Annotated in this window: 22 protein-coding genes; 9 read left to right on the forward strand and 13 right to left on the reverse strand. The window is 69.9% G+C overall.

Features of this window, described 5'->3' with window-relative positions; genetic code table 11:
- The first annotated feature begins 2 nt into the window (after positions 1-2).
- From GPY60_RS20660 to cydC, 6 genes are all read left to right on the forward strand, one after another.
- The gene (locus GPY60_RS20660) at positions 3-1331 is read left to right on the forward strand and encodes an adenylate/guanylate cyclase domain-containing protein (protein ID WP_156689562.1); all 1329 of its coding nucleotides are present in this window, start codon (positions 3-5) and stop codon (positions 1329-1331) included.
- Positions 1332-1384: 53 nt separating this feature from the next.
- Entirely contained in the window at positions 1385-1957 is a 573-nt protein-coding gene (locus GPY60_RS20665) for an HdeD family acid-resistance protein (protein ID WP_156689563.1), read from the forward strand.
- Positions 1958-2028: 71 nt separating this feature from the next.
- On the forward strand, positions 2029-3501 hold the full coding sequence (locus GPY60_RS20670) for a cytochrome ubiquinol oxidase subunit I (RefSeq protein ID WP_156689564.1): 1473 nt from the start codon (positions 2029-2031) through the stop codon (positions 3499-3501).
- Positions 3502-3545: 44 nt separating this feature from the next.
- Positions 3546-4586 (forward strand): cytochrome d ubiquinol oxidase subunit II, encoded by a 1041-nt coding sequence (gene cydB, locus GPY60_RS20675; RefSeq protein WP_156689565.1) that lies wholly within the window; start codon positions 3546-3548, stop codon positions 4584-4586.
- A 62-nt stretch (positions 4587-4648) separates the two neighbouring features.
- Positions 4649-6262 carry a thiol reductant ABC exporter subunit CydD gene (gene cydD / locus GPY60_RS20680; RefSeq protein ID WP_156689584.1) on the forward strand — a complete coding sequence of 538 codons (1614 nt, stop codon included), beginning with the start codon at positions 4649-4651 and terminating at the stop codon, positions 6260-6262.
- Entirely contained in the window at positions 6249-7922 is a 1674-nt protein-coding gene (gene cydC, locus GPY60_RS20685) for a thiol reductant ABC exporter subunit CydC (RefSeq protein ID WP_156689566.1), read from the forward strand. Before cydD ends, cydC begins: the two co-directional genes overlap by 14 nt.
- Before the next feature lie 11 nt (positions 7923-7933).
- Here the strand turns inward: cydC and GPY60_RS20690 are convergent, their stop codons facing one another.
- The gene (locus GPY60_RS20690; protein ID WP_156689567.1) at positions 7934-8785 is read right to left on the reverse strand and encodes a LysR family transcriptional regulator; all 852 of its coding nucleotides are present in this window, start codon (positions 8783-8785) and stop codon (positions 7934-7936) included.
- Positions 8786-8954: 169 nt separating this feature from the next.
- Between GPY60_RS20690 and GPY60_RS20695 the strand changes: the two genes are divergently transcribed.
- A complete protein-coding gene (locus GPY60_RS20695) occupies positions 8955-9893 on the forward strand; it encodes a DMT family transporter (RefSeq protein WP_156689585.1) in 939 nt (312 codons plus the stop codon).
- Here the strand turns inward: GPY60_RS20695 and GPY60_RS20700 are convergent.
- The 11 genes from GPY60_RS20700 to GPY60_RS20750 all read right to left on the reverse strand — a co-directional run bounded on the left by GPY60_RS20700 (position 9884) and on the right by GPY60_RS20750 (position 21481).
- Positions 9884-11275, reverse strand: a complete 1392-nt coding sequence (locus GPY60_RS20700; protein ID WP_156689568.1) for a bifunctional lysylphosphatidylglycerol flippase/synthetase MprF — start codon at positions 11273-11275, stop codon at positions 9884-9886. The genes GPY60_RS20695 and GPY60_RS20700 overlap by 10 nt on opposite strands.
- Positions 11276-11423: 148 nt before the next feature.
- Positions 11424-12308, reverse strand: coding sequence for an acyl-CoA thioesterase II (locus GPY60_RS20705; RefSeq protein WP_231639756.1), 885 nt, complete (start codon positions 12306-12308; stop codon positions 11424-11426).
- A 128-nt stretch (positions 12309-12436) separates the two neighbouring features.
- Positions 12437-13855, reverse strand: a complete 1419-nt coding sequence (gene pyk / locus GPY60_RS20710) for a pyruvate kinase (protein ID WP_156689570.1) — start codon at positions 13853-13855, stop codon at positions 12437-12439.
- 57 nt (positions 13856-13912) lie between these two features.
- Positions 13913-14326: a DUF2752 domain-containing protein gene (locus GPY60_RS20715; RefSeq protein WP_156689571.1), complete on the reverse strand. Its 414-nt coding sequence runs from the start codon at positions 14324-14326 to the stop codon at positions 13913-13915.
- 25 nt (positions 14327-14351) lie between these two features.
- The gene (locus tag GPY60_RS20720; protein ID WP_156689572.1) at positions 14352-14738 is read right to left on the reverse strand and encodes a TM2 domain-containing protein; all 387 of its coding nucleotides are present in this window, start codon (positions 14736-14738) and stop codon (positions 14352-14354) included.
- Between the two features lie 36 nt (positions 14739-14774).
- The gene (locus GPY60_RS20725; RefSeq protein ID WP_231639754.1) at positions 14775-16241 is read right to left on the reverse strand and encodes a prolipoprotein diacylglyceryl transferase; all 1467 of its coding nucleotides are present in this window, start codon (positions 16239-16241) and stop codon (positions 14775-14777) included.
- Positions 16238-17053 carry a tryptophan synthase subunit alpha gene (gene trpA, locus GPY60_RS20730; protein WP_156689573.1) on the reverse strand — a complete coding sequence of 272 codons (816 nt, stop codon included), beginning with the start codon at positions 17051-17053 and terminating at the stop codon, positions 16238-16240. Before trpA ends, GPY60_RS20725 begins: the two co-directional genes overlap by 4 nt.
- Positions 17050-18315, reverse strand: a complete 1266-nt coding sequence (gene trpB / locus GPY60_RS20735) for a tryptophan synthase subunit beta (protein WP_156689574.1) — start codon at positions 18313-18315, stop codon at positions 17050-17052. The genes trpA and trpB overlap by 4 nt, the downstream gene beginning before the upstream one ends.
- A 42-nt stretch (positions 18316-18357) precedes the next feature.
- Positions 18358-19176, reverse strand: coding sequence for an indole-3-glycerol phosphate synthase TrpC (trpC, locus tag GPY60_RS20740; protein ID WP_156689575.1), 819 nt, complete (start codon positions 19174-19176; stop codon positions 18358-18360).
- A 93-nt stretch (positions 19177-19269) separates the two neighbouring features.
- Positions 19270-19950 carry a TIGR02234 family membrane protein gene (locus GPY60_RS20745; protein ID WP_156689576.1) on the reverse strand — a complete coding sequence of 227 codons (681 nt, stop codon included), beginning with the start codon at positions 19948-19950 and terminating at the stop codon, positions 19270-19272.
- A complete protein-coding gene (locus GPY60_RS20750) occupies positions 19943-21481 on the reverse strand; it encodes an anthranilate synthase component I (protein ID WP_156689577.1) in 1539 nt (512 codons plus the stop codon). Before GPY60_RS20750 ends, GPY60_RS20745 begins: the two co-directional genes overlap by 8 nt.
- A gap of 87 nt (positions 21482-21568) precedes the next feature.
- Here GPY60_RS20750 and GPY60_RS20755 point away from each other — a divergent pair, with 87 nt between their 5' ends.
- The gene (locus tag GPY60_RS20755; protein WP_156689578.1) at positions 21569-22033 is read left to right on the forward strand and encodes a peroxiredoxin; all 465 of its coding nucleotides are present in this window, start codon (positions 21569-21571) and stop codon (positions 22031-22033) included.
- An 8-nt stretch (positions 22034-22041) separates the two neighbouring features.
- On the opposite strand, the gene GPY60_RS20760 is transcribed toward GPY60_RS20755, so the two are convergent.
- Positions 22042-23133, reverse strand: a complete 1092-nt coding sequence (locus tag GPY60_RS20760) for a calcium:proton antiporter (protein WP_156689579.1) — start codon at positions 23131-23133, stop codon at positions 22042-22044.
- 98 nt (positions 23134-23231) lie between these two features.
- Between GPY60_RS20760 and GPY60_RS20765 the strand changes: the two genes are divergently transcribed.
- Positions 23232-24405: serine/threonine-protein kinase (locus tag GPY60_RS20765; protein ID WP_156689580.1), on the forward strand; the 1174-nt coding region annotated here is incomplete at its 3' end.

A 24405-nucleotide genomic window follows, 5' to 3' on the forward strand; every position in this document is an offset into this window, starting at 1 on the left:
TCGTGGCGGCGAAGAACTGCGGTGCCCCACCGAGACGGCCCGACGAACCTGACCGCCCGGATTGCGTTGCGGCGGTGCGGGCCCAGAACCGCGACCGCAATCAGCACTACGCCGACGCCGCCGCGCGCCGCGCCCGCATCCTGTCGATCACGGCCTGGCTTGCCGTGATGGTGAGTGTCAGCTTCGTGGTTGTGCAGGTCCTCGCCGGGTCGTCGCTGTGGGAGCTCACCTCGATCAACATCGCGGGAGCGATCGTCTTCTCAATGGTTCCGTGGCTCAATCGCTTCGGTGAACTGGTCGCGCCGCTGACCTTCATCGGCGCGGCGTACCTTTCGATCGTCGCCAGCTGCATCGACGTGGGGACGGGTTCGGGCTCGCAATTCTTCTTCCTGGTGGGCGCCTGCATCGTCGTCTTGCTGCTCGGCATCGAACACATCGTCCTGGCGTCGGTCCTGGCGGCCGTCGCCGCGGGCCTGATCATCGCCGTGGAATTTGCCGTGCCGCGCGACACCGGGCTGCAGCCGGGTTGGGCGCAGTCGGCCGGCTTCGTCGTCACGGCCGTCTCCAGCGTGGTGATGGTCGTCGTCACGGTGTGGTTCGCCCTGCGCGACACGGCGCGGGCCGAGGCGGTCATGGAAGCTCAGTACCAGAGATCCGAGGCGTTGCTGGCCAACATGCTGCCGGCCAGCATCGCCGAGCGGCTCAAGGAGCCGGGCCGCGGGATCATCGCCGACAAGTACGACGAGGCCTCGGTTCTGTTCGCCGACATCGTCGGCTTCACCGAACGGGCGAGCAGCACCGCGCCGGCCGACCTGGTGCAGTTCCTCGACCGCCTGTTCAGCGCCTTCGACGCCCTGGTGGACAGGCACCGGCTGGAGAAGATCAAAGTCAGCGGCGACTCCTACATGGTGGTCAGCGGCGTGCCGCGCCCGCGGCCCGACCACCCGCAGGCCCTCGCCGATTTCGCGCTCGACATGGTCAATGTCGTTGCGGGACTCAAGGATCCGCACGGCGAGGCGGTGCCGTTGAGGGTGGGTATGGCGACCGGGCCGGTGGTCGCCGGCGTCGTGGGGTCCCGCCGCTTCTTCTACGACGTGTGGGGCGACGCAGTCAATGTCGCGTCCCGGATGGAATCGACCGACTCGGTGGGACGGATCCAGGTGCCACAGGCCATGTACGAACGCCTCAAGGACGAGTTCGTGCTTCGGGAACGCGGTCTGATGGAGGTCAAGGGCAAGGGCGTCATGCGAACCTGGTACCTCCTGGGCCGCAAGCCCGCCGAGGAACCCGGCGACGTGCACACCGAGGAACCGCGCACCGCCCACGTCTGATTCGAGTCGAAAGACCCTATTCGGGGATCGCCGCCCCATGCCAGACTTCGGTCATGACAACCCTCGGGGGGACCACCCCGGTTCCAAGTTTGTTGCCACACCTGTGGAAATCGACGCTGTTGTCGGGAATCCTGTCACTGATCCTCGGTGGCCTGATCCTCGCATGGCCCGGCAGGACCGTCCTCGTGGCCGCCGTCATCTTCGGCGCCTACCTTCTCGTCACCGGTGTCGCGCAAGTGATCTTCGCGTTCGCCCTGCACGTCACGGCCGGCAGCCGGATCCTGTTGTTCATCAGCGGGGCGGCGTCATTGATCCTGGCGGTATTGGCTTTTCGCCACTTCGGCAACGCAATCCTGTTGCTGGCCATCTGGATTGGCGTGGGCTTCATCTTCCGCGGTGTGGCGATCTCGGTCTCGGCGATCAGTGACCCGGGCCTGCCCGGCCGGGGCTGGTCGATCTTCGTCGGGGTGATCAGCCTGCTGGCCGGCATCGTCGTGCTCGCATCGCCGTTGGAGTCGATCGTGACCCTGGCCGTAGTGGTCGGCGTCTGGTTCGTCGTCATCGGCGTGTTCGAGATCGTGTCGTCGTTCAGCATCCGCAAGGCTTCCAAATCGCTCGGCTTATAGCGCCGGCCAAACCGGGCTACTACAATGTGTAGTAGCTGTTCATCAGCGTCCGCATCGTCAGGAGATGACGTATGAATGTCGTCGACATCTCGCGGTGGCAGTTCGGTATCACCACCGTCTACCACTTCATATTCGTGCCCCTCACAATCGGTTTGGCGCCGCTGCTGGCCGTCATGCAGACCGTGTGGGTCGCGACCGGCAACACGGCCTGGTATCGCCTCACCAAGTTCTTCGGCAAGTTGTTCCTGATCAACTTCGCGATCGGCGTGGCGACGGGGATCGTGCAGGAATTTCAATTCGGCATGAACTGGTCGGAGTACTCGCGGTTCGTCGGCGACATTTTCGGCGCGCCGCTGGCCATGGAGGGCCTCTTTGCGTTCTTCTTCGAGTCCACCTTCATCGGGTTGTGGATCTTCGGCTGGGGCCGGCTGCCGAAGTTGCTTCACCTGGCGTGCATCTGGATCGTCGCGTTCGGCGTCAACATGTCGGCGTTCTTCATCATCGTGGCCAACTCGTTCATGCAGCACCCAGTTGGCGCCCACTACAATCCGGCGACGCACCGCGCCGAGTTGGACAGCATCTTCGCTCTGCTGTCGAACAACACCGCGCGGTGGGCGTTCCTGCACACCGTCACCGGCGCGCTGCTGACCGCGGGCGCGTTCGTTGCCGCAGTCAGCGCCTGGTGGCTCGTCCGTTCGCGGGTCCCGGCGACCTCCACCCCGGACGCGGAGTCCAACGCCCGCACCATGTTTCGTCCGGCGACCATTCTCGGGTGCTGGGTGGTGCTGATAGCCGCCGTCGGCTTGTTCTTCACCGGCGACCGGCAAGGCAAGCTGATGTTCGTCCAGCAGCCGATGAAGATGGCGTCGGCCGAAACCCTGTGCGACACGCAGACCGATCCCGACTTCTCGATCCTGACGGTCGGCCGGCACAACAACTGCGACGGGGTGAAGGGCGTCATCGAGGTGCCCTACGTGCTGCCGTTCCTGGCCGACGGCAAGACCAGCGGCGTGACGTTGCAGGGCGTGCGCAACCTCCAGCAGGACTACGAGCACCGATTCGGCCCTAACGACTACCGGCCCAACCTCTTCGTGACCTACTGGTCGTTCCGGGCGATGATCGGCCTGCTGGCCATCCCCGTCCTCTTCGCCCTGGCGGCGCTGTGGTTCACCCGCGGCGGCCGGATCCCCGATCAGCGATGGCTGTCCTGGCTGGCGCTGATCACCATCCCCGCCCCGTTCCTGTCCAACATCGCCGGCTGGGTGTTCACGGAGATGGGGCGCCAGCCCTGGATCGTCGCGCCGAATCCCACTGGCGATCAACAGGTCCGGTTCACCGTGCGCGAGGCCGTCTCCAACCACGCGCCCGCCATGGTGATCACGTCGCTGGTCACCTTCACCCTGGTCTACGCGGTGCTCGCCGTCATCTGGTTCTGGCTGCAGAAGCGCTACATCGTCGAGGGGCCGCAGGAACACGACGCGGAGCCGGCCCCGCCCAAGGCGCCCAGCGACGAGGACGTGGCGCCGCTGTCCTTCGCCTATTGAGGCCCGACGAGGCCGTGCAGACCAATCCGGAAAGGAGCTGACCGATGCAATTGCAAGAGTTGTGGTTTGGGATCATCGGCATGCTGTTCCTGGGCTTCTTCGTCCTCGAGGGCTTCGACTTCGGGGTGGGCATGCTGATGGAGCCGCTCGCCCGCAGCGGCGACGGCGATCCCGAACCTCGCCGCCGCACGGCCCTCAACACCATCGGGCCGGTGTGGGACGGCAACGAGGTGTGGTTGATCGTCGGCGGTGCGGCGATGTTCGCCGCGTTCCCCGGCTGGTACGCCACGGTGTTCTCCACGCTGTACCTGCCGCTGCTCGCGATCCTTTTCGGCATGATCGTGCGGGCCGTGGCGATCGAATGGCGGGGCAAGGTCGACGACACCAAGTGGCGCGGGTGGGCCGATGCCGGCATCGCGGTCGGTTCGTGGCTTCCCGCGATCCTGTGGGGGGTGGCGTTCGCGATACTCGTGCGGGGCCTGCCGGTCGACGCCCGAGGCCACGTCAACCTGTCGATCACCGACGTGCTCAACCCCTACACCCTGCTGGGTGGGCTGGCCACCGCGGGACTCTTCCTGCTCTACGGCTCCGTCTTCCTCTCGCTGAAGACCTCCGGTGGCATTCGCGACGACGCGCACCGATTCGCCATGAGGTTGTCGATCCCCGTCACCGTGCTGGTCGCCGGCTTCGGCGTGTGGACGCAACTGGCATACGGCAAACCGTGGACCTGGCTGGTGCTGGGCGTGGCCGTGGTCGCTCAACTCGCGGCGGTGCTGTTGGTATGGCGGCGCGGTTCCGACGGCTGGGCGTTCGCCTGCACCGCCATCGTGGTCGCGGCCGTGGTGATCCTCTTGTTCGGCTCGCTCTATCCGAACCTGGTGCCGTCCACGCTGAACAAGCAGTGGAGCGTGACCATCTACAACGCCTCATCGACCCCCTACACCCTGAAGGTGATGACCTGGGTGACCGCGTTCATGGCCCCGCTGACGGTGGTGTACCAGGCGTGGACGTATTGGGTTTTCCGCCAACGGCTTTCGGCGGACCGCATCCCGGCGTCGATCGGGCTGACGAGGCGTCCCTCCTGAGCGCGCGCGGCTCGGCCCGACGGGCGCCGCTGGACCCGCGACTGTGGCGGGCGTCGACCGCACTGCGGCGCCACCTGCTCGCCGGGGTGGGATGCGGGGTGGTGATCTCGGGCTGCGCGATCGGGTCGGCGATCGTCCTTGCGGGCATCGTCGCGCGGGTGGTGGCCGATCCGTCGTCCCGCGGCGTGCGTTCCTTGCTGGCGCCGCTGTCGATCTTGTTGGCGCTGTGGGCCTTGCGGACCGTGACGCATTGGCTGCAGGCGCGCCTGGGCCAGCGGGGGGCCAGCGCCGTCATCGCCGACCTGTCCGGCCAGGTGCTGGAGGCGGTGACCGCACGGGAGCCGCGGGAGGTGGCGGCGCAGCGCGATGACGCCGCCGTCGTGGTGACCCGGGGCCTCGACGGACTGCGTCCGTATTTCGCGGGTTACCTCCCGACTCTGCTCCTCGCGGCGATCCTGACCCCGGCGACGGTCGCGGTGATCGCCCTGTACGACCTGAAATCGACCGTGATCGTGGTGATCACGCTGCCGTTGATACCCGTGTTCATGGTGCTGATCGGGCTGGCCACGGCCGAGCGCTCGGCGGCGGCCCTGGCGGCGATGACGACCCTGCAGGGGCGCCTGCTGGATCTGATCGCCGGCATCCCCACCCTGCGCGCGTTGGGCCGCGCACGGGGGCCGGAACGGCGCATCGCCGAGCTTGCCGACGCCCACCGGCGCTCGGCCATGGCAACGCTGCGGATCGCCTTCCTGTCGGCGCTCGTCCTGGAACTGCTGGCCACCCTGGGAGTGGCGCTCATCGCGGTGAGCATCGGGCTTCGGCTGGTTTTCGGCGAGATGACCCTGGCGACCGGGCTCACCGTGCTGCTCCTGGCGCCCGACGTCTACTGGCCGCTTCGCCGCATTGGCGTGGAATTCCATGCCGCGCAGGACGGCCGGACCGCCGCCGACCGTGCGTTCGCGCTCATCGGCGAACCGACCGGCACCTCAATCCGGACGGCGACGGTCGCGGCACGCGGGGCAGAGATGCGGCTCGAGGAGCTCAGCGTGGCCGGACGAGACGGCGAGGCACCGCACGCGCTCTCGGCGATCCTGGAACCCGGCTCCGTCACGGTCCTCACCGGGCCGAACGGCGCCGGGAAAAGCACCACGCTGCAGGCGATCACCGGACTGGCCACCGCTTCGTCCGGCCGGGTCACCGTGGCCGGGGTAGACGTCGCCGAGCTCGAGCCCGTCGCCTGGTGGCGCCAGCTGTCGTGGTTACCGCAGCGGCCCGTGTTGGTCCCGGGCACCGTCGGTGAGAACCTCGCGTTGTTCGGCGACCTCGATGACCTGGAAAAGGCCTGTGCGGATTCGGGTTTCGATGCGGTGCTGGCCGATCTCCCGGACGGGATGGACACCGTGCTGGGCCGCGGCGGGGTCGGGCTGTCGCTGGGGCAGCGGCAACGCCTGGGCCTCGCGCGGGCGCTCGCGCGCCCGACGCCAATTCTGCTGCTTGACGAGCCCACCGCCCACCTGGACGCCCGGACCGAGGACCGGGTTCTACGCGCAATCGTCGCCCGCGCACGCGCGGGCGCCACGGTGGTGGTTGTCGGCCACCGCGAGCCCGTTGTCGCGATCGGCGACCGCGTGGTCGACGTGGCGGCGGAGACCGGGGCGCGATATGCGTACGCGTGACCCCGCGGATCTGGAGGCGGATCGCCGCGAAATATCCACCGCGATCAAAGAACTCCTGAGCCCTCGCCTGTCCCGCATCCTTCTGGCGATCACGCTCGGTGTGTTGTCCCTCGGCAGCGCACTGGCGCTGGCCGGCGTTTCGGCGTGGCTGATCACCCGGGCCTGGCAGATGCCGCCCGTGCTGGACCTGTCCGTCGCCGCGGTCGCGGTGCGGGCCTTCGCGATCTCGCGCGGCGTGCTGCATTATTGCGAGCGCTTGGCGACCCACGACGCGGCGCTGCGTGCCGCTGGCACGGCCAGGGCGCGGATTTACCACCGGCTGGCCCTGGCCCCGGCCGCGGCCGCGGTCCGGCTTCACAGCGGCGAACTGGTCGCCCGGGTGGGCGCGGACGTTGACGAATTGGCCAACGTGCTGGTGCGCGCGCTCGTACCGATGGGCATCGCGGCGGTCCTCGCGGTGGCGGCGACCGCCGTCGTCGCCGTCATATCCGTTCCCGCCGCGGCGGTGCTCGCGCTCTGCCTGCTCTGCACGGGTGTCGTCGCCCCCCGCATGGCGAGCAGGGCCGCCGCGACGCAGGAAGAGGTTGCCCGCCAACATCGTTCGGGCCGAGACACCGCGGCGATGCTCGCCCTGGAACACGCCGCCGAGCTGCGCGTCGCGGGTGCGCTGCCTCGCTTCATCGCCGAATCACAGCGCCGCCAGAGGGATTGGGGTGACGCCCTCGATGCCGCGGCCAGACCCGCCGCCATCGCCGAGGCGATGCCGACCGCGGCGATCGGGGTCAGCGTGATCGGCGCCGTCGTGGCGGCCGTCGCGCTGGCCCCCGGAGTCGCGCCGACGACCCTCGCCGTGCTGATGTTGTTGCCGCTCTCGGCGTTCGAGGCGATGACGCCGCTTCCCGCTGCCGCCGTTCAGCTGACGCGCTCGCGCATCGCCGCGCGCCGCCTGCTCGAGTTGGCCGCTGCGAACCGCGCGGACGAGCCCGATGCACCGGGGCCGCCGTTGCCCAAAGGCACCGGCCGACTGGTCGCCGACGTCGTCTGCGGGCACGCCGATTCGGCCTCGTCGGCGCGGATGGCGCTCGACCTCGCGCCGGGCGCCCGTTTGGCGGTCACGGGACCCAGCGGCTCGGGCAAAACGACGTTGCTGATGACGCTCGCCGGCCTGCTGCCGCCGCTCGACGGCGCTGTCACGCTGGACGGCGTCGACATCGCCCGGTTCAACCAATCCGAATTACATTCGACGATAAGCTTTTTCGCCGAAGACGCGCACGTCTTCGCCACCACCGTCCGCGACAATCTGCTGGTGGCGCGTGGCGACTGCCGGGACGACGAACTGCTCTCCGCGCTGGACGCGGTCGGGCTGGGCGACTGGGTGTCCACACTGCCCGATGGCCTGTCGACGGTGTTGGCCGGCGGCGCGGAGGCCCTGTCGGCGGGTCAGCGCCGCAGGCTGCTGCTGGCCCGCGCAATGCTCTCCCCCGCCCGGATCGTGCTGCTCGACGAGCCCACCGAGCACCTGGATGCGGTTGACGCCGAACGCATTCTCCGCGACTTGCTGGGACCGCCGTCACGGCTGATGTCAGCGCAGCGGACGGTGGTGGTGGCTTCCCACCACCTGCCCCCGGGCATCGACTGCCGCGAGTCACGCGTCGGATAGGCCGCCGCGCTTCACTTCTCGGCGGCCAGCACGTCGCGCACCGCGGCGTCGACCGTGCGCAGTATGTCGGGGTCTAGGCCGGCGCGGCCGCGAACCAGTATCGACGCGGAATTGGCGGGTGGCAGCCCCTCGGCGAGGCACAGGCCGTCGGGAAGCTTGCCGATCATCGGCAGCAGCGCGACCCCGAGCCCCGACCGCACGGCCGCGTACAGTCCGGACAAGTCCGCACACTCGGCGGCGATCTCGTAGGCGATGTTCCGCTTTTCAAGCACGGAAAAGGCCGGCTCGCGCAGGGTGCACGGCTCGGAGAAGATCACCAGGGGCAACGGGTCGCGTGACGAAGCCGTGAACGTGCGTGCCGAAATCCATTGCAGCCGAACCAGTCCCGACGCGTTGACGCGGTCCAGGCCCGCCCCGTCGAGCATGATCGCGAGGTCGACCAGGCCGCGTTCGATCGAGTCGGCCAGCGACACATTGCGGTCGAGCCGAAAACGCACCCGCCTGTCCGGGAGGCGCTCGCGCAAGGCGGGGGTCAAACCGGCCAGCATGACGTCGGCCCCGTGCTCGGTGGCGCCGATGGTCAAGAGGGCCTGCTCGGTTGCACCCAGGTCGTCCAGCGCCGCGTCGTGCGCGGCCAGGATGGTGCGAGCATGGCGCAGCGTCTTGTAACCGGCCTCGGTGAACACGATGCCGCGCCCCGAGCGTTCGACCAGCGTCTGGCCGACCACCGCCTCGATCCTGCGCAAGTGCTGACTGACGGCCGACTGACTCAGGTGCAGGGCGGCCGCCGCCCGGTGGAAGCCTCCGCAATCGGCGACCGCGACCAGGCTGCGCAGCGGCGCGATGTCGAGCACCTGGACCATATCCGCACCATAGTTCGATTTGTTTCGGTGATCAATAGCCAAGCCGGTACGGCGAATTCCGGCGCTAGTCCGAGAGACCGATAAGCGCCGCCGATCGTTCGCGAACGCCAATAATCGTTGGACTGGGACGCGCGAACACGCGAGCATGGGCCGCATGGACTTCCCGCGCATGCCACTGTCCACCGCCTCGGCGGTGACGTTGCTGTACGCGATCGGTTTCCCGATCGGAGCCCTCGCGGTCGCCGCGATGACACCCATGGCCGCCCTGGTGCTGCGGTTCGGCTTGGCCACGATGGTTCTGACCGCCTGGACGATCCTGGCCAGGGCGCCGTGGCCGCGGGGGGCGCGGTTCGGCCACGTCGTGGTGGCCGGCCTGCTGATCCAGGGCGTGCAGTTCTGCTGCCTGTACGAGGCCCTCCAACTCGGAGCGCCGGCCGTCTTGTGCGCGGTGGCGATCGCGATGAACCCGGTGACCACGGCGATCCTGGCCGCCGTCTTCCTGCGGGAACCGCTGGGAGCGCAGCGCTCGGCCGCGCTGGTCCTCGGCGTGGTCGCGGTGCTCGCGGCGTGCGCAAAGCGGCTGATGAGCACCCACGGCGCGGACCCCGTGCTGCTCCTGCTCGTGCTGGGACTGGTCGGCCTTTCTGCCGGCGGCGTCTACCAGCAGCGATTTTGTGGCGGAGTCGACTACCGGGCAATGAGCGCGATGCAGAATGCGGTGGGTTTCGTTCCGGCGGCCGCGCTCGCGGCTCTGACGCCGTTCGCCCTTCACGATCCGGTCAAGGCCGCGGTCGCGGTCAGCGGCATGGTGTTGTTGAACGCCACGCTGGCGGTCAGCCTCTACGTGCGGGCGATCAGCGTGCACGGCGCGGCGGCGGTCGCGATGCTGTTCGCCGTCATTCCGGCGGTCGCCGCGGTGCTGTCGTGGTGGATGCTCGGCCAGCGCCCGGATGCCGGCGTCGCGGTGGGCCTGGTGGCCGGCGGGCTCGCGTGCTGGCTCAACAGCAGGGCCTCCGCCCGGCGGCGGACGGTGGAAGCCCGCGGGACCGACGGACTGACGGAGCGGCGCGCCGAGGGCTATCGCCGCGTGACCGCCGCTCAGAGATGACGCCGCCGGGGCACGAACTCGACGGAGAGCAGGACAAACACCAGCGGCACCAACTGGGTCATGGCGACCAGCGCGTAGCGCCGCTCGTCCAGGGCGTGGAACTTGCGGACATACCGGTACAGCGACTCGAGCGCGATCAACGGGTCGAGCACGTGGATCAAGCGGTAGAAGACGTGCTGGGTGCGGCTGCGGTTCCGCTCGTCGAAGATTTCGGGGAATGCCGCGAACGACAGCGAAACACGCTCGGCGCCAGCTTCTTTGGCGGCCGCGACCATGTCGGCGGTGAGCCGCTCGTCGATACCGTTGGGGGCACCGCGGCGACGCCACGGCACGTCGAGGCTCACGTCGGCGCCGTCGCCGGCGGTGGCGTAGCGGTGAAAGCCCTGCACCCGACCGCCGGAGTCGCGCGCCACGATCAGCTGGATGCCTGGGAACCGGCCCTCGAGGACGCCGTCGAGGTTCATGAAGAACCCGCGTTCGGTGCCCGCACCCCGGGACGACGCCCGGACCACCTCGGTCAACTCGGCCTGCAGCTCGGGTTCCAGCGCCTGCTCTTCGACGATCTCGGTGGTGATGCCGCAGTTGTGGGTGCGCTTCACGGCCTGACGCAGGTTGCGGAACCTGCGTCCGGCCATGTCGAAGGCGGATACGTCGATGACGACGTCACGGCCGATCGGCACCGGCCGCAGTGACCGCCCGGTGATCGCCGGGTCGGTCCACAGGCCGAGCCGGCGCTCGCTGGCCCCCACCACCGCAATCCGCCAGCCGTGCGCGTGGCACATCCCGGCGAAATCGGCGACCAGCTCGGGAAATCGGCGCTCGTCACCGATCGGATCGGCGCCCACCACCGCGAAGCCCAGGCGGGTGCGGTACGCCAGCGCGGCGCTGCCGTCGGCGGTGAAGTGATAGCACTTGCCCGTCTGCATGGCGAAGGGCGCCAGGGGGTCACCCCGGGTGGCCTCGATCAACGCCCACACCCGCGGCAGGTCCGCCGATCGCGGACGCGCCGACGTGGGCCACATGAGGACCATCCCGGACCCCGCGATCAGCACACCCCCCAGCAGGTCGAACGACAGCACGTGCGAGCCGAGACCCGCCAGCACGACGAACGCGGCCGTCGCCGCGTGCGCGGTCGTCACCGGACGGCCCAGGAAGATCCCGCGGGCGATGAACGCCACCGCGACCAGGATTGTCAGCGACCAGCCGAGCCGGTCGGCGTAGTGCCAGCCCGGGTTGTGGTGGTGCCGAACCACGATGACGACCAGCCAGCCCGCGGCGCAGAGCAGGGCCAAACCGCAGACCCATCGGGCCGCGAGTGAATCGCCCTGTACTACAACACGTTCACGCGCGCGGGGCTTGGTGGCGACCCCCGATACGTTCACAGTGACCTCCCGATGCGATGACGCTCAGTCGTCGGCAGGTTTTTTCCGCCACTCGCACCGGTTACCCGGCTGAGGCGCAAGTTAACGCCTGATCGCGGCCCCGTCGGACCGAAATCGGGCGGTCTTCCTGCGGAAACCCGTCGAGGGTTTATCGGCCGGAGGACGGAAAATATAACAACACGCCCTCCTGCACCACGGTCGCGACGACCCGCCCGGAGGGGTCGAAGAAATGCCCGGTGCCCAGCCCGCGCGAGTCGGCGGCCACCGGCGACGACGTCGAGTACAGCACCCAGTCGTCGAAAGTGACCTGACGGTGGAACCAGATCGAGTGATTGGCGGACGCGGCGAAGATGCGGTCGTACCCCCACGACAGCCCGTGCCTGGTGATCACCGAGTCGAGCACGGTCGTGTCCGAGGAGTACACCATGGTCGCCGTGTGCAGCACCGGGTCGTCGGGCAGCGGGCCCAGCGCCTTCATCCAAACGCGGTTGTGCGGCAGCCGCTCCCCCTTGTCGCGCATCACCCAGGACGGGTCGTTGGTGAAGCGCCATTCGATCGGCTGCAGGGCGTTGACGAAGTGCGGGACGGTCTGCTCGTAGCCGCGCAACAGCTCACCGATCGTCGGCCGCGTGTGCGGCTGGGGCACCTGCGGCGCCTCGACGCCGTGCTCGAGGCCGGGACCGCCCGACATGTACGAGATCAGCACGGAGGACAACACCACCCCGTCCTGCACCGCGTCGACGCGACGGTTGGCGAAGCGGCGCTCGTCGCGCAGCCGCACGACGTGGAATTCGATGTCCTTCGAGGTGTCGCCACCGTTGATGAAGTGGGCGGACAGCGCGCTGGGCGGCAGGGCGTCCTGGGTCAGCGTGCGGCTGCTCGCGACGAACGATTGCGCCATGAGCTGGCCGCCGAAGGTTCGCATCGGGTTCTTGGTGGGGTGCGACCCGACGAACCGGTCGTCGGCGACCCTCTTGAGGTCCAATATCGCCAGCAGTTGTTCGAAGTCGGTTTTCGGCGGATTGCCGGCCAGCACGCGCTCTCCTGAAGGTATTGCCCGCCTCCTCCCTCGGCCCGCATGCGCGGCCCGCATCGTCGGAGGGCTCGTTCGATTGCCCGCCTCCTCCTCGGCCCGCATGCGCGGCCCGCATCGTCGGCAGGCTAGACGTCATCCTCCCCGATCCGGTGCACGTGGATCAGGTTGGTCGACCCTACTGTGCCAGGTGGCGCGCCGGCCACGATCACCACCAGGTCGCCGCGCCGGTAGCGGCCGAGTTCCAGCAACGACTTGTCGACCTGGCGGATCATGCCGTCGGTGGACGTCATCATCGGCACGATGAACGTCTCGGTGCCCCAGGTCAGGGCGAGCTGGCTGCGCACCTCGGGCCACGCGGTGAAGGCGAGCAGGGGCAGCGGGGTGTGCAGGCGCGCCAACCGCTTCACCGTGTCGCCGGACTGGGTGAACGCGACCAGGGCCTTGGCGTCGAGCCGCTCGCCGATGTCGCGCGCCGCGTAGGAGATCACGCCGCGCTTCGTGCGTGGAACGTGCGTCAACGGCGGAGCGGCCGTGGAATTCTCCTCGACCGCGCACACGATGCGCGACATCGTCCGGACCGCCGCCAGGGGATGCTTCCCCACCGACGTCTCCCCCGACAGCATCAGCGCGTCGGCGCCGTCCAGCACCGCGTTGGCCACGTCGGAGGCCTCGGCCCGCGTCGGCCGCGAACTCTCGATCATCGAGTCGAGCATCTGGGTCGCCACGATCACCGGCTTGGCGTTCTCCCTGGCGATCTGGATGGCCCGCTTCTGCACCAGCGGAACCTCTTCCAGCGGCAGCTCGACGCCCAGATCGCCGCGGGCCACCATCACGCCGTCGAACGCCAGCACGATCGCTTCCAGGTTGTCGACCGCCTCGGGCTTCTCCAGCTTGGCGATCACCGGAACCCGCCGGCCCACCCGATCCATCACCTCGTGGACGAGCTCGACGTCGGACGGGGACCGCACGAAGGACAGCGCGACCAGGTCGACGCCGAGGTCGAGCGCGAAGGTGAGGTCCTCGATGTCCTTCTCCGACAGGGCCGGCGCGGACACGTTCATGCCGGGCAGCGAGATGCCCTTGTTGTTGCTGACCGGGCCGCCCTCGGTGACGGTGCAGACGACGTCGTCGCCCTCGATCGCATCGACCTGCAGGCCGACCTTGCCGTCGTCCACCAGCACCCGGTCCCCGACGGCGGCGTCCTCGGCCAGCTTCTTGTAGGTGGTGGACACGCGGTCGTGGGTGCCCTCGCAATCGGCGACCGTGATTCGCACCGTCTCGCCTTCGGCCCAATAGGTGGGACCGGTCGCGAAGCGACCCAATCGGATCTTGGGGCCCTGCAGGTCGGCGAGCACGCCGACCGCGCGGCCGGTGGCGTCGGACGCGGCTCGCACCCGTTCGTAGGCGGCTTTGTGGTCGGCGTAATCGCCGTGGCTGAAGTTCATTCGGGCGACGTCCATTCCGGCTTCGACGAGCGCCGTGATCATCTCGTCGGAGGCGGTGGCAGGACCAAGGGTGCAGACGATCTTTCCGCGCCTACTCACGCCGACCCAGCATAGTCGTGCGGGGCGTCGAGGGCCTCTGCGAAAGGAACGGCACGGCTAGCCGTTGAGGGTCGGAACCATTGGGAAGCCGGGCAGGTTCCGCAGCACCGTCCAGAGCGTCGCGACGGCCGCGATCGCAAGGACCGCCGGCAGTGGCAGCGGCGCCACGCCGCGGCGGCGGCGCAGCAGCCCCCAGCCGAGCACCAGTGGTAGGCCGACCAGGAAGAAGATGTTGTCGTGGGCGGCGGCAATCAGGTGGCCGTGCAGCAGGTCGTGCGTCATCCGCAGCCCGCCGCAGAAGGGGCAGTTCCAGCCGGTGAGCCACTTGAACGGGCAGAGCGGGTACACCGAGCCGCTGTGGTGGGGGTCGACCAGCGCCACATAGCCGAGCGCACCGGCGAGCAGCGCGCCGGTGCCGGCCGCCGTGTAGGGGATGGACGACCGATGGCGGCGCGGGCCGGAAGGCCGCATCGATGGGTTCAAAGGGTTCAAGGGGTCAGGTCCCGTCGCGCAGCGGGCGACCCTGGGCGTCGGGCACCTTGTCGGTGAGGATCAGGATCGCGTCGACGATGCTCCAGATGAGGCCGATGCCACACGTGAGCCACCCGACGAGCAATTGGGCGACACCGACGCCGATGTCTCCGATGTAGAAGCGCCCGATTCCCCCGACGCCGAGGAGGCTGAGCAGCTGAAGCAGTCCCGCGACCGTCTTGGACTTGTCGGAGAGCGGTTGACCGGTGACCGGGTGACGGCCGAACGGTGCGGACGGGTCGTAGTAGCCGCCCTGCGGCGGGTACTGCGGGTACGGCGGCGGGTAGCCCGCTTGATACCCCGGTGGCGGCACGCCGAAATCGGCGGGATCGGGCGGCGACGGTTCGGTCACGGTGCCAGCATGACAGATCCGCCGCACCTGGACCGGTCAGCCGCGATTTCTCCTGCGCAGACCCCAGCGGCGTCGCGGGACCTCGTCGTCGCTGGACGGGTATTCCACCGCGGTCGACTGCACATCGGCTGTTGGCGCCGCGGCGGGAACGGCGTCCTCGGCCTGGTCGGCCTTTTCGGGCTCGTCGGCCTCTGCTGGCTCCCCGGCCTCCTCCGACTCGTCGGCCGTTGCGGGTGGCTCGGGCTCCTCCGACTTCTCGGCCTGGTCGGATCGCTCGCCCTCTTCGGCGTGCTCGGCCTCTTCGGGCTCGTGGCTGCCGGTTTCGGCCGCGGCGGGCAGTTCGTCGGCGACCGCGCCGCCGTCGGGCTCGTCGGGCTCCTCGGGTTCCTCGGGCTTGTCGGGTTCCTCGGGCTCGTCGGCCGTCTCGGGCTCCGGTTCGGCGGCCGCGGGCTCGTCGGTGATGGGTTCGGCAACCGCCGTCGCGACCGTCGCAGGCTCCGCCGCTTCGGTGGTGGCGCCGGGCCCGACCGCGTCCGCGACTTCGGCGTCCGTGGGTTCGGCGTCCGTAAGTTCGGCGTCCGTGACTTCTGAGTCCGTCGCGGTCGGCGCCGGGCCGGGCTCCACCTCGACGACGCCCGCATTGCCGCGCAGGCTCTCCGGATCCTCCCGGCCCTTCGGCGCCACCATGAAGTAGACCACCGCGCCGATGAAGACGAAGGTCGACGTGAACGAGTTGATCCGGATGCCGGCAATGTGGGTGGCGGTGTCGTCGCGCAGGAGTTCCACGACGAACCGCCCGACGCAATACCCGGCGACGTACAGCGCGAACAAGCGTCCGTGCCCCAGCGTGTACCGGCGGTCCAGGTACAGCAGTGCAGCGAAAACGATGAGGTTCCAGATCAATTCGTAGAGGAACGTGGGCTGCACGACCATGGCCACCTGGCCCGTCGAAACGCCGTCGAGCGAATGCGGATCGACATACCCCGACGGATCGCGGCGGTAAAAGATCTCCAGGCCCCACGGCACCTTGGTCTCCCGGCCGTAGAGCTCCTGATTGAAGTAGTTCCCGAGTCGGCCGATGGCCTGCGCCAGGATGATTCCCGGGGCGATCGCGTCGCCGAAGGCGGGCAGCGGTATTCCATGCCGCCGGCACGCGATCCACGCGCCGACGGCGCCGAGCGCCACCGCGCCCCAGATGCCCAGGCCGCCGTCCCAGACGCGCAGCGCCGCCCCGAGTCCCGCGCCGCCCGGACCCCAATACGTCCGCCAGTCCGTCGCCAGGTGGTAGAGCCGGCCGCCGACCAGACCGAACGGCACGGCCCACAGCGCGACGTCGTAGATCACGCCGCGCTCGCCGCCGCGCGCCTCCCACCGGCGGTCACCGATGACGAGGGCGGCCACGATGCCGGCGATGATGAACAGCGCGTAGGCCCGAATCGGCAGCGGCCCGACGTGCCACACCCCCTGCGGCGGGCTGGGGAAGTACGCGAGCAGCCTCGTCATGAGGCGGCCACCCTGTCGCGCACACCCTCGGCGAGTTCCTCGGTCAGGACCCGCAGGGCAGGCAGGCCGCCGTCGCCCAGGGCCGAAACCAGCGCGGAGCCGACGATGACACCGTCGGCATAGCGGGCGATCTGCGCGGCCTGCTCGCGGGAGCGGACCCCGAGGCCGACACCGACGGGTATGTCGGAGAACGCCCGCACCTTGGCGACGAGTTCCGGCGCCGCGTGCGACACCGCGTCACGCGCCCCCGTCACGCCCATCGTGGAGGCCGCGTAGACGAACCCGCGCGACGCCTCGACCGTCATTGCCAGACGTTGGGGCGTCGACGACGGCGCCACCAGAAAGATCCGGTCCAACCCATGCTCCTCGGAGGCGCTGATCCATTGATCGGCCTCGTCCGGGATGAGGTCCGGCGTGATCAGGCCGCGACCGCCGGCGGCGGCCAGATCGCGGGCGAACGCGTCAACCCCGTAGCGCAGCACCGGGTTCCAGTACGTCATCACCACGGCGTGACCGCCGGCCGAACTGATCGCCTCGACTGCGGCGAGGGTGTCCCGGACGCGCACCCCCTTCTGGAGTGCCACCTCGGTGGCCCGCGCGATGGTCGGGCCGTCCATGCCGGGATCCGAGTACGGCACGCCGACTTCGACGATGTCGCAACCGGATTCGACGAGCGCGATCATCCCGGCCACCGACGCCGGTACGTCGGGGAAGCCGGTGGGCAGATAACCGATGAGCGCCGCGCGACCGTCGTTGCGGCACGACTCGAATACCGGGGCCAGCCTGCTCGGCCCGTTGTGCTCCACGGTCATCGCGCGCCCTGGTCGTCCATCAGCCCGAACCACGTGGCGGCGGTCTCGACGTCTTTGTCACCGCGGCCCGAGAGGTTCACGACAACGATTGCGCCCGGACCCATTTCGACGCCGAGCCGCAGCGCGCCCGACACCGCGTGCGCGGACTCGATCGCCGGAATGATTCCCTCGGTGCGGCACAGCAACCGGAAGGCGTCCATCGCCTCGGAGTCGGTGACGGGCCGGTACTCGGCACGGCCGGTCTCCCTGAGCCACGCGTGCTCCGGCCCGACGCCCGGGTAGTCCAAACCGGCTGAGATGGAATGGGATTCGATGGTCTGGCCGTCCTCGTCCTGCAACAGGTAGGAGAACGAGCCCTGAAACGCACCCGGCGAACCACCGGTGAACGTCGCCGCGTGCCTGCCGGTCTCCACGCCGTCGCCCGCGGCCTCGAAGCCGACCAGCCGCACGCCGGGGTCGTCGATGAACGCGTGAAAGATGCCGATGGCGTTGGATCCGCCGCCGACGCACGCGACGACCGCGTCGGGCAGGCGGCCGGCTTGCGCCTGGATCTGCACGCGCGTCTCCAGGCCGATGATCCGCTGGAAGTCGCGCACCATGGTCGGAAAGGGGTGCGGGCCCGCGGCGGTGCCGAAGCAGTAGTACGTGGTGTCGGCGTTGGTCACCCAGTCGCGGAACGCCTCGTTGATGGCGTCCTTGAGCGTCCGGGAGCCGCTTTCCACGGAGACCACCTCGGCGCCCAGCAGGCGCATCCGCGCCACGTTGAGGGCCTGGCGCGCGGTGTCGACCGCGCCCATGTAGATCACGCAGTCAAGCCCCAACAGGGCGCACGCCGTCGCCGTCGCCACGCCGTGCTGGCCGGCACCGGTCTCGGCGATCACCCGGTGCTTTCCCATCCTGCGGGCGAGCAACGCCTGGCCCAGGACATTGTTGATCTTGTGAGACCCGGTGTGGTTCAAGTCTTCTCGTTTGAGGAAGATACGTGCGCCGCCGGCATGCTCGGACAGCCGCGTGGCCTCGTAGAGCGGCGACGGCCGGCCGGTGTAGTGGGTTTGGAGGTCGTCGAGGGTGTCCAGAAAGTCCGGGTTGACCCGTTCCTTCTCGTAGGCGGCGGTGACCTCTTCGATGACCGCCATCAGCGCCTCGGCGACATAGCGCCCGCCGTAGACGCCGAAGTGCCCGCCGCTGTCGGGGTCGTGGCGGGTCGGTTCAGCGATGGCGGCACTCGAACGGGGTAATTCCGGCCCGGTCAGGTCTTCCATCACCAAGGCTCAACGCGCGGGCGGCTCATCGGGTTCAAAGACTCAGCGAGCCGGCTTGGGACAGGACGGGTGGGTGCCCGCGGTGACCAGGTCGGCGACGGCGGCGCGCGGGTCACCGCTTTTCACCAGGCCCTCGCCGACCAACACGGCGTCGGCGCCCGCCCCGGCGTACGCCAAGAGGTCGGCGGTGCCGCGGACGCCGGACTCGGCGATGCGGATGACGTTGCTGGGCAACCCGGGGGCGATGCGCGCGAAGCAATCCCGGTCGACCGCCAGCGTCGTCAGGTCGCGGGCGTTGACACCGATCACGTTGGCGCCGGCCTTGAGCGCACGGTCGGCCTCTTCTTCGGTGTGCACCTCGACAAGCGCTGTCATGCCGAGTGATTCGGTGCGGTCCAGCAACGAGACCAGGGCGGACTGGTCGAGCGCGGCGACGATGAGCAACACCATGTCCGCGCCGTGCGCGCGCGCCTCGTGAATCTGATACGGCTGGATCACAAAGTCCTTGCGCAACACGGGAATCGAGACCGCCGCCCGCACGGCGTCCAGGTCGTCGAGCGAGCCGTGGAAACGGCGCTCCTCGGTCAGCACGCTGATGATCCGCGCGCCACCCTCCTCGTAGGCCCGCGCCAGCTTCGCCGGGTCGGCGATGGCCGCCAGCGGACCCGCCGACGGGCTGGCGCGTTTGACTTCGGCGATGACGCCGATACCGGGCTCGCGCAGTGCGGCCATCACGTCGAGCGGCGGGCGTGCGGCGGCGGCCTTGGCCTTGATCTCCGACAGGCTGATCAGGGATTCGCGCGCGGCAACGTCGGCCCGGACTCCCTCGAGGATGGAGTCAAGCACGGATGCCGGACTCATGCCTGTTGCTTCCTTCCATCACCACGCTCGCCCCGCCGTCGCCACGATCTCGACGACGTCCATGAAGGGTAGCGGCCCTCGGCACACGGCCCGTCACCGCCCCTCGGTGTCCCGCGCGGGGTCCTGCCCGCAGGGCGGCTCGGTCGGGTCACGACCTTCGTCAAGCGCATCCCAGATCATCCGTTCCGACATCTTCGGCGTGGTTGGCTCCTCCAGGATCGCCCCATCGGCGCCCTCGCGTAACGCATTCGACCGGCGCGTCGCGGGAGCCGCGTACTTGTCGACGCGCGAGCGGTCCGACCCAAGAGCCGATGCCGAGCGCATCAACAGCACGGCCGCGGCCACGCAGCACGCGGCGGCGGCCACCGCGATCCCCGCGCCCCAGTGGTGCCGGTCGCTGCCCACGACCGTCATCAGCGGAACGCGCGCCAGGTCCGCCCCGCGGACGGCCACGTCCGGGAGCACCCACAGGCTGACGCCCAGGTAGCCGACCGCGAGGCCGACCACCGCCAGCAGCCCCGCCAGCGCGCGCAGCCGCCAGCCGCGCACGGCCAGGGCCGCCACCGCGGCCGCGAGCATGAGCACGGCGAGGGGAACCAGCGCCGTGGACCACGCCGCGCCGGACAGCGTCACGTCCTTGGGCGGGCCCAGCCCGTCGAACGACCGGATCTCGACCCACGGCAACCGCGACGCTGCCCACAGCGCGACGGCGGCGACCAGCAGCAACACCTGGGCGATCAGGATCGTCCGCCGGCCGGTGCGGGCTTCAGCCATTGCGGCTGGGGTCCGGGGCGGCCAGGGTCTCGGCAGCGGCGATGGCGTTGAGCACCGCGCGGGCCTTGTTGCTGGCCTCGGTGTACTCGTAGGGGCCGTTGGAGTCGGCCACCACCCCGCCGCCGGCCTGGACGTAGGCCGTGCCGTCGCGCATCAGGGCGGTCCGGATGGCGATGGCGAAGTCGGCGTTGCCCGCAAAGTCGAGGTAGCCGACCACACCGCCGTAGAGGCCGCGGCGCGTCTTCTCGACCTCCTCGATCAGTTCCATCGCCCGCACCTTGGGCGCGCCCGACAGCGTTCCCGCCGGGAAGCAGGCCGTCACCGCGTCCAGCGCGGTGCGGCCCCCTCCCAGCATCCCGGTCACCGTCGACACCAGGTGCATCACGTGGCTGTAGCGCTCGATGTGGCTGTAGTCCTCGACGCGTACGGTGCCCGGCGTGCAGACCCGGCCGAGGTCGTTGCGGCCCAAGTCGACCAGCATGAGGTGCTCGGCGCGCTCCTTGTCGTCGGCCAGCAGGTCGGACTCCAGCTGCTGGTCCTCCTCCTCGGTCTTGCCGCGCCAGCGGGTTCCGGCGATCGGATGCGTCGTCGCCCAGCCGTCGGCCACCGTCACCAACGCCTCGGGGCTGGAGCCGACGATCGAAAAGTCCGTCGCCCCTTGGTCATTCGGCACGTGCAGCAGGTACATGTAGGGGCTGGGGTTCGTCACCCGCAGCATCCGGTACACGTCGATGGGATCGACGCCGGTGTCCATCTCGAAGCGCTGCGAGGGCACCACCTGGAACGCCTCGCCGGCCGCGATCTGCTCGACCAGGTAGTCGACGATCTTGGTGTACTCCTCGACCGTGCGCTGCGCCCGGTGCCGCGGCTCGGGCCTGCTGAAGGTGGCGACCGTCGACGGCAGCGCCTGGCCCAGCGCCGCCGTCATCACGTCCAGCCGCGCGACGGCGTCGTCGTAGGCCTCGTCGACGCGCTCGTCGGTGCCGTTCCAGTTCACGGCGTTGGCGATCAGCGTGATGGTGCCCTCGTGGTGGTCGACCGCCGCCAGGTCGGTGGCCAGCAGCAGCAGCATGTCGGGCAGGCGCAGGTCGTCGACGGCGAGCTCGGGCAGCCGTTCCAGCCGGCGCACCAGGTCGTAGGCGAAGAAGCCGACCATGCCGCCCGAGAGCGGCGGCAGGCCCGGGAGCGCCGCGGTCGCGAGCAGCTCGAGCGTGGCGCGCAGCGCCTGCAGCGGGTCGCCGCCGGTCGGGGCGTCCCGCGGCACGGCGCCCAGCCACACCGCCTGCCCGTCGCGCACCGTCAGCGCCGAGGGCGATCCCGCGCCGATGAAGGACCAGCGCGACCAGGACCGCCCGTTCTCGGCGGATTCCAGCAGGAACGTGCCCGGGCGGTTGGCGGCCAGCTTGCGGTAGGCCGACAGCGGCGTCTCGCTGTCGGCGAGCACCTTGCGGGTCACCGGAACCACGCGGTGTTCCGCCGCGAGCCGACGGAAATCCGCCCGTGAGGTGGTGGCGGCGAGGTGGTCGTGCACCGAGCCATTCTCCCAGACACCGGGTCGGGCTTTCGAGCGCCCGGATTGACGGTGGCGTTACGGGCGCGACAGTGCCAGTGTGAGGGCATGAAAGCTGGCGACACGGTGCCCGACTTCGAACTCCCCGACCAGAGCGGCACACCGCGCAGGCTCAGCGACCTGTTGTCCGGCGGCCCCGTCGTGCTGTTCTTCTATCCCGCCGCGATGACGCCCGGCTGCACCAAGGAGGCCTGTCACTTTCGCGACCTGGCGGCCGAGTTCGCGGCGGTCGGTGCCAGCCGGGTCGGCATCAGCACGGATCCCGTGCAGAAGCAGGCCAAGTTCGTCGACATGCACAAGTTCGACTACCCGCTGCTGTCGGACGCCGACGGCACGGTTGCCGCGCAGTTCGGCGTCAAGCGCGGCCTGCTGGGCAAGCTGATGCCCGTCAAGCGCACCACCTTCGTGATCGACACCGACCGCACGGTGCTCGACGTGATCGCCAGCGAGTTCAGCATGGACACCCACGCCGACAAGGCGCTGGAGACGCTGCGCGCGAAGTCGTCGGCCTAGCAGGCGCCCTACGGGTTGATCGCCAGGAAGACGTAGGCGGCGAGCAGCACCAGATGCAGCTCGCCCTGCAGCCGGGTGGCGCGGCCGGGCACGACGGTCAGCATGCTGATCACGACGGTCAGCGCCAGCAGCACCATCTGGACCGGCCCCAGGCCGAGCACCAGCGGTCCCTTGAGCCAGATCGACGCCAATGCGATCGCGGGGATGGTGAGCCCGATGCTGGCCAGCGCCGAGCCGTAGGCCAGGTTCAGGCTGATCTGGATCCGCCCGCGCCGCGCCGCGCGCACCGCCGCAAGGGTTTCCGGAAGCAGCACCAGGGCCGCGATGACGACGCCGACGAAGGTCTGCGGGAAACCCGCTGCGGACACCGCGCGTTCGACCGCCGGTGACTCCTCCTCGGCCAGGCCCACGACCGCGAGCAGCGCCACGAGCAACAGCGCGAGGCTTGTCAGGGCTGCCTGATTGCTGGGCGGGTCGGCGTGGCTCTCGTCCTCGAAGAGGCGCTTCTGGCCGCGTTGCGCCACCGGCAGGAAGAAGTCGCGATGGCGAACGGTTTGCGTGAACACGAACAACAGGTAGAGCCCGAGCGAGGCGACCGCCGCGAACGCCAGCTGGCCGGGCGAGAATTCCCTGCCGACATGGCTCGTCGTAAACGCCGGCAGCACGAGGCTCAGCGTCGCCAGCGTGGTCAGCGTCGCGAGCGCCGCCCCGGTGCCCTCGGCGTTGAACAGCGTCACGCCGTACCGCCGCGACCCCAGCAGCAGTGAGAGCCCGGCGATTCCGTTGGTGGTGATGATCAGCGCGGCGAACACCGTGTCGCGGGCCAGCGTGGCGGCCTCGCTGCCGCCGGACGCCATCAGCTCGACGATGAGGGCCACCTCGATGACCGTGACCGCGGCGGCCAGCACCAGCGACCCGAGTGGCTCCCCGACCCGGTGGGCGACCACCTCCGCGTGGTGGACGGCGGCGAGCACCGCGCCGATCAACAGCATGGCTACGAGCGCCGCGAGCGCCGGCTGGAGGTGGCGGCCCCAGATCAACGCCAGCACGCCGACGGCGAGCAGGGGCATCACCGCGGTCCACGTCACCCGTTTGAACATCGACCGCCATTGTCATGGACGACGGCCGCCGCCGCTCGCCCCACCGCATCCGCGCGAATCCCCGGTGGCCGCGGGCACCGCCTCAGTAGCATGCTCCCATGCCGCAATCCGACGGCCTCGCCGAAGGCGAGGTGTTTGCTGGGTACACGATCGTCCGGCGCCTCGGCGCGGGCGGGATGGGCGAGGTCTACCTGGCGCAGCACCCGCGGCTGCCCCGCCGCGACGCCCTCAAGATCCTGCCCCGCGACCTGACGTCGGATGACGAGTTCCGCCAACGCTTCAACCGGGAGGCCGACCTGGCGGCCAGCCTCTACCACGAGCACATCGTGGGCATCCACGACCGCGGCGAGTACGAGGGCGCGCTGTGGATCTCGATGGACTACGTCGAGGGCACCGACGCGGCGCGGTTGCTGCGCAGCGACTATCCCTCGGGCATGCCGAAAGCCGACGTGATCGAGATCATCTCGGCCATCGCGGACGCACTCGACTATGCGCACGCCCGCGGGCTGCTGCACCGCGACGTCAAGCCGGCCAACATCCTGCTCACCTCGGCTTCCGAAGCCAGCCCGCGGCGGCGGATCCTGCTGGCCGACTTCGGGATCGCCCGCGAACTGGGCGAGATCAGCGGCCTGACCGCGACGAACATGCTGGTCGGCACCACCGCGTACTGCGCGCCGGAGCAGCTGCAGGGAGCCGACATCGGCGCTCGGGCCGACCAGTACGCGCTCGGTTGCACCGCGTTCAACCTGCTCACCGGGACCGCGCCGTTCCACCACTCCAACCCCGCCGTCGTCATCAGCCAGCACCTGTCGGCGCCGCCACCGCTGCTCAGCGAGCGGCGGCCGGACCTGGCCGACCTCGACCCGGTCATCGCCCGGGCTCTCGCCAAGAACCCGGAGGAGCGCTACCGCACCTGCGCGGAGTTCGCGGCGGCGCTGGCCGGCCGACCGCCCACCGCCACGCCCGAACCCGAGGGTGTCGGAGCCACGACAGCCGCACCGACGCAAGGGATTCCGGGCCCGACCGAGGTGGTCGCGGCGACCGCGGCCGGCTCACCCGCCGCGACCGGCGCGCGCGGCCGCTGGCGGGGGCCGGCGACCGTGATCGGGGCGCTCGCCGCCGTCGCGTTGCTGGCGGGGGCCGCGGTCCTCGGGGTGCACGCCTTTCGCGGGCCTTCGGGGCAGTCGGCGGGCGGCGGCGCGGCGCCGCGGGCGGGCCCCCCCCCGACCCGCGCGGCCTCCCCGGCGCCGCCCACGCCGGCGGCCCCACCGA

This window comes from Mycobacterium sp. Marseille-P9652, from assembly GCF_902652685.1.
GTDB lineage: Bacteria > Actinomycetota > Actinomycetes > Mycobacteriales > Mycobacteriaceae > Mycobacterium.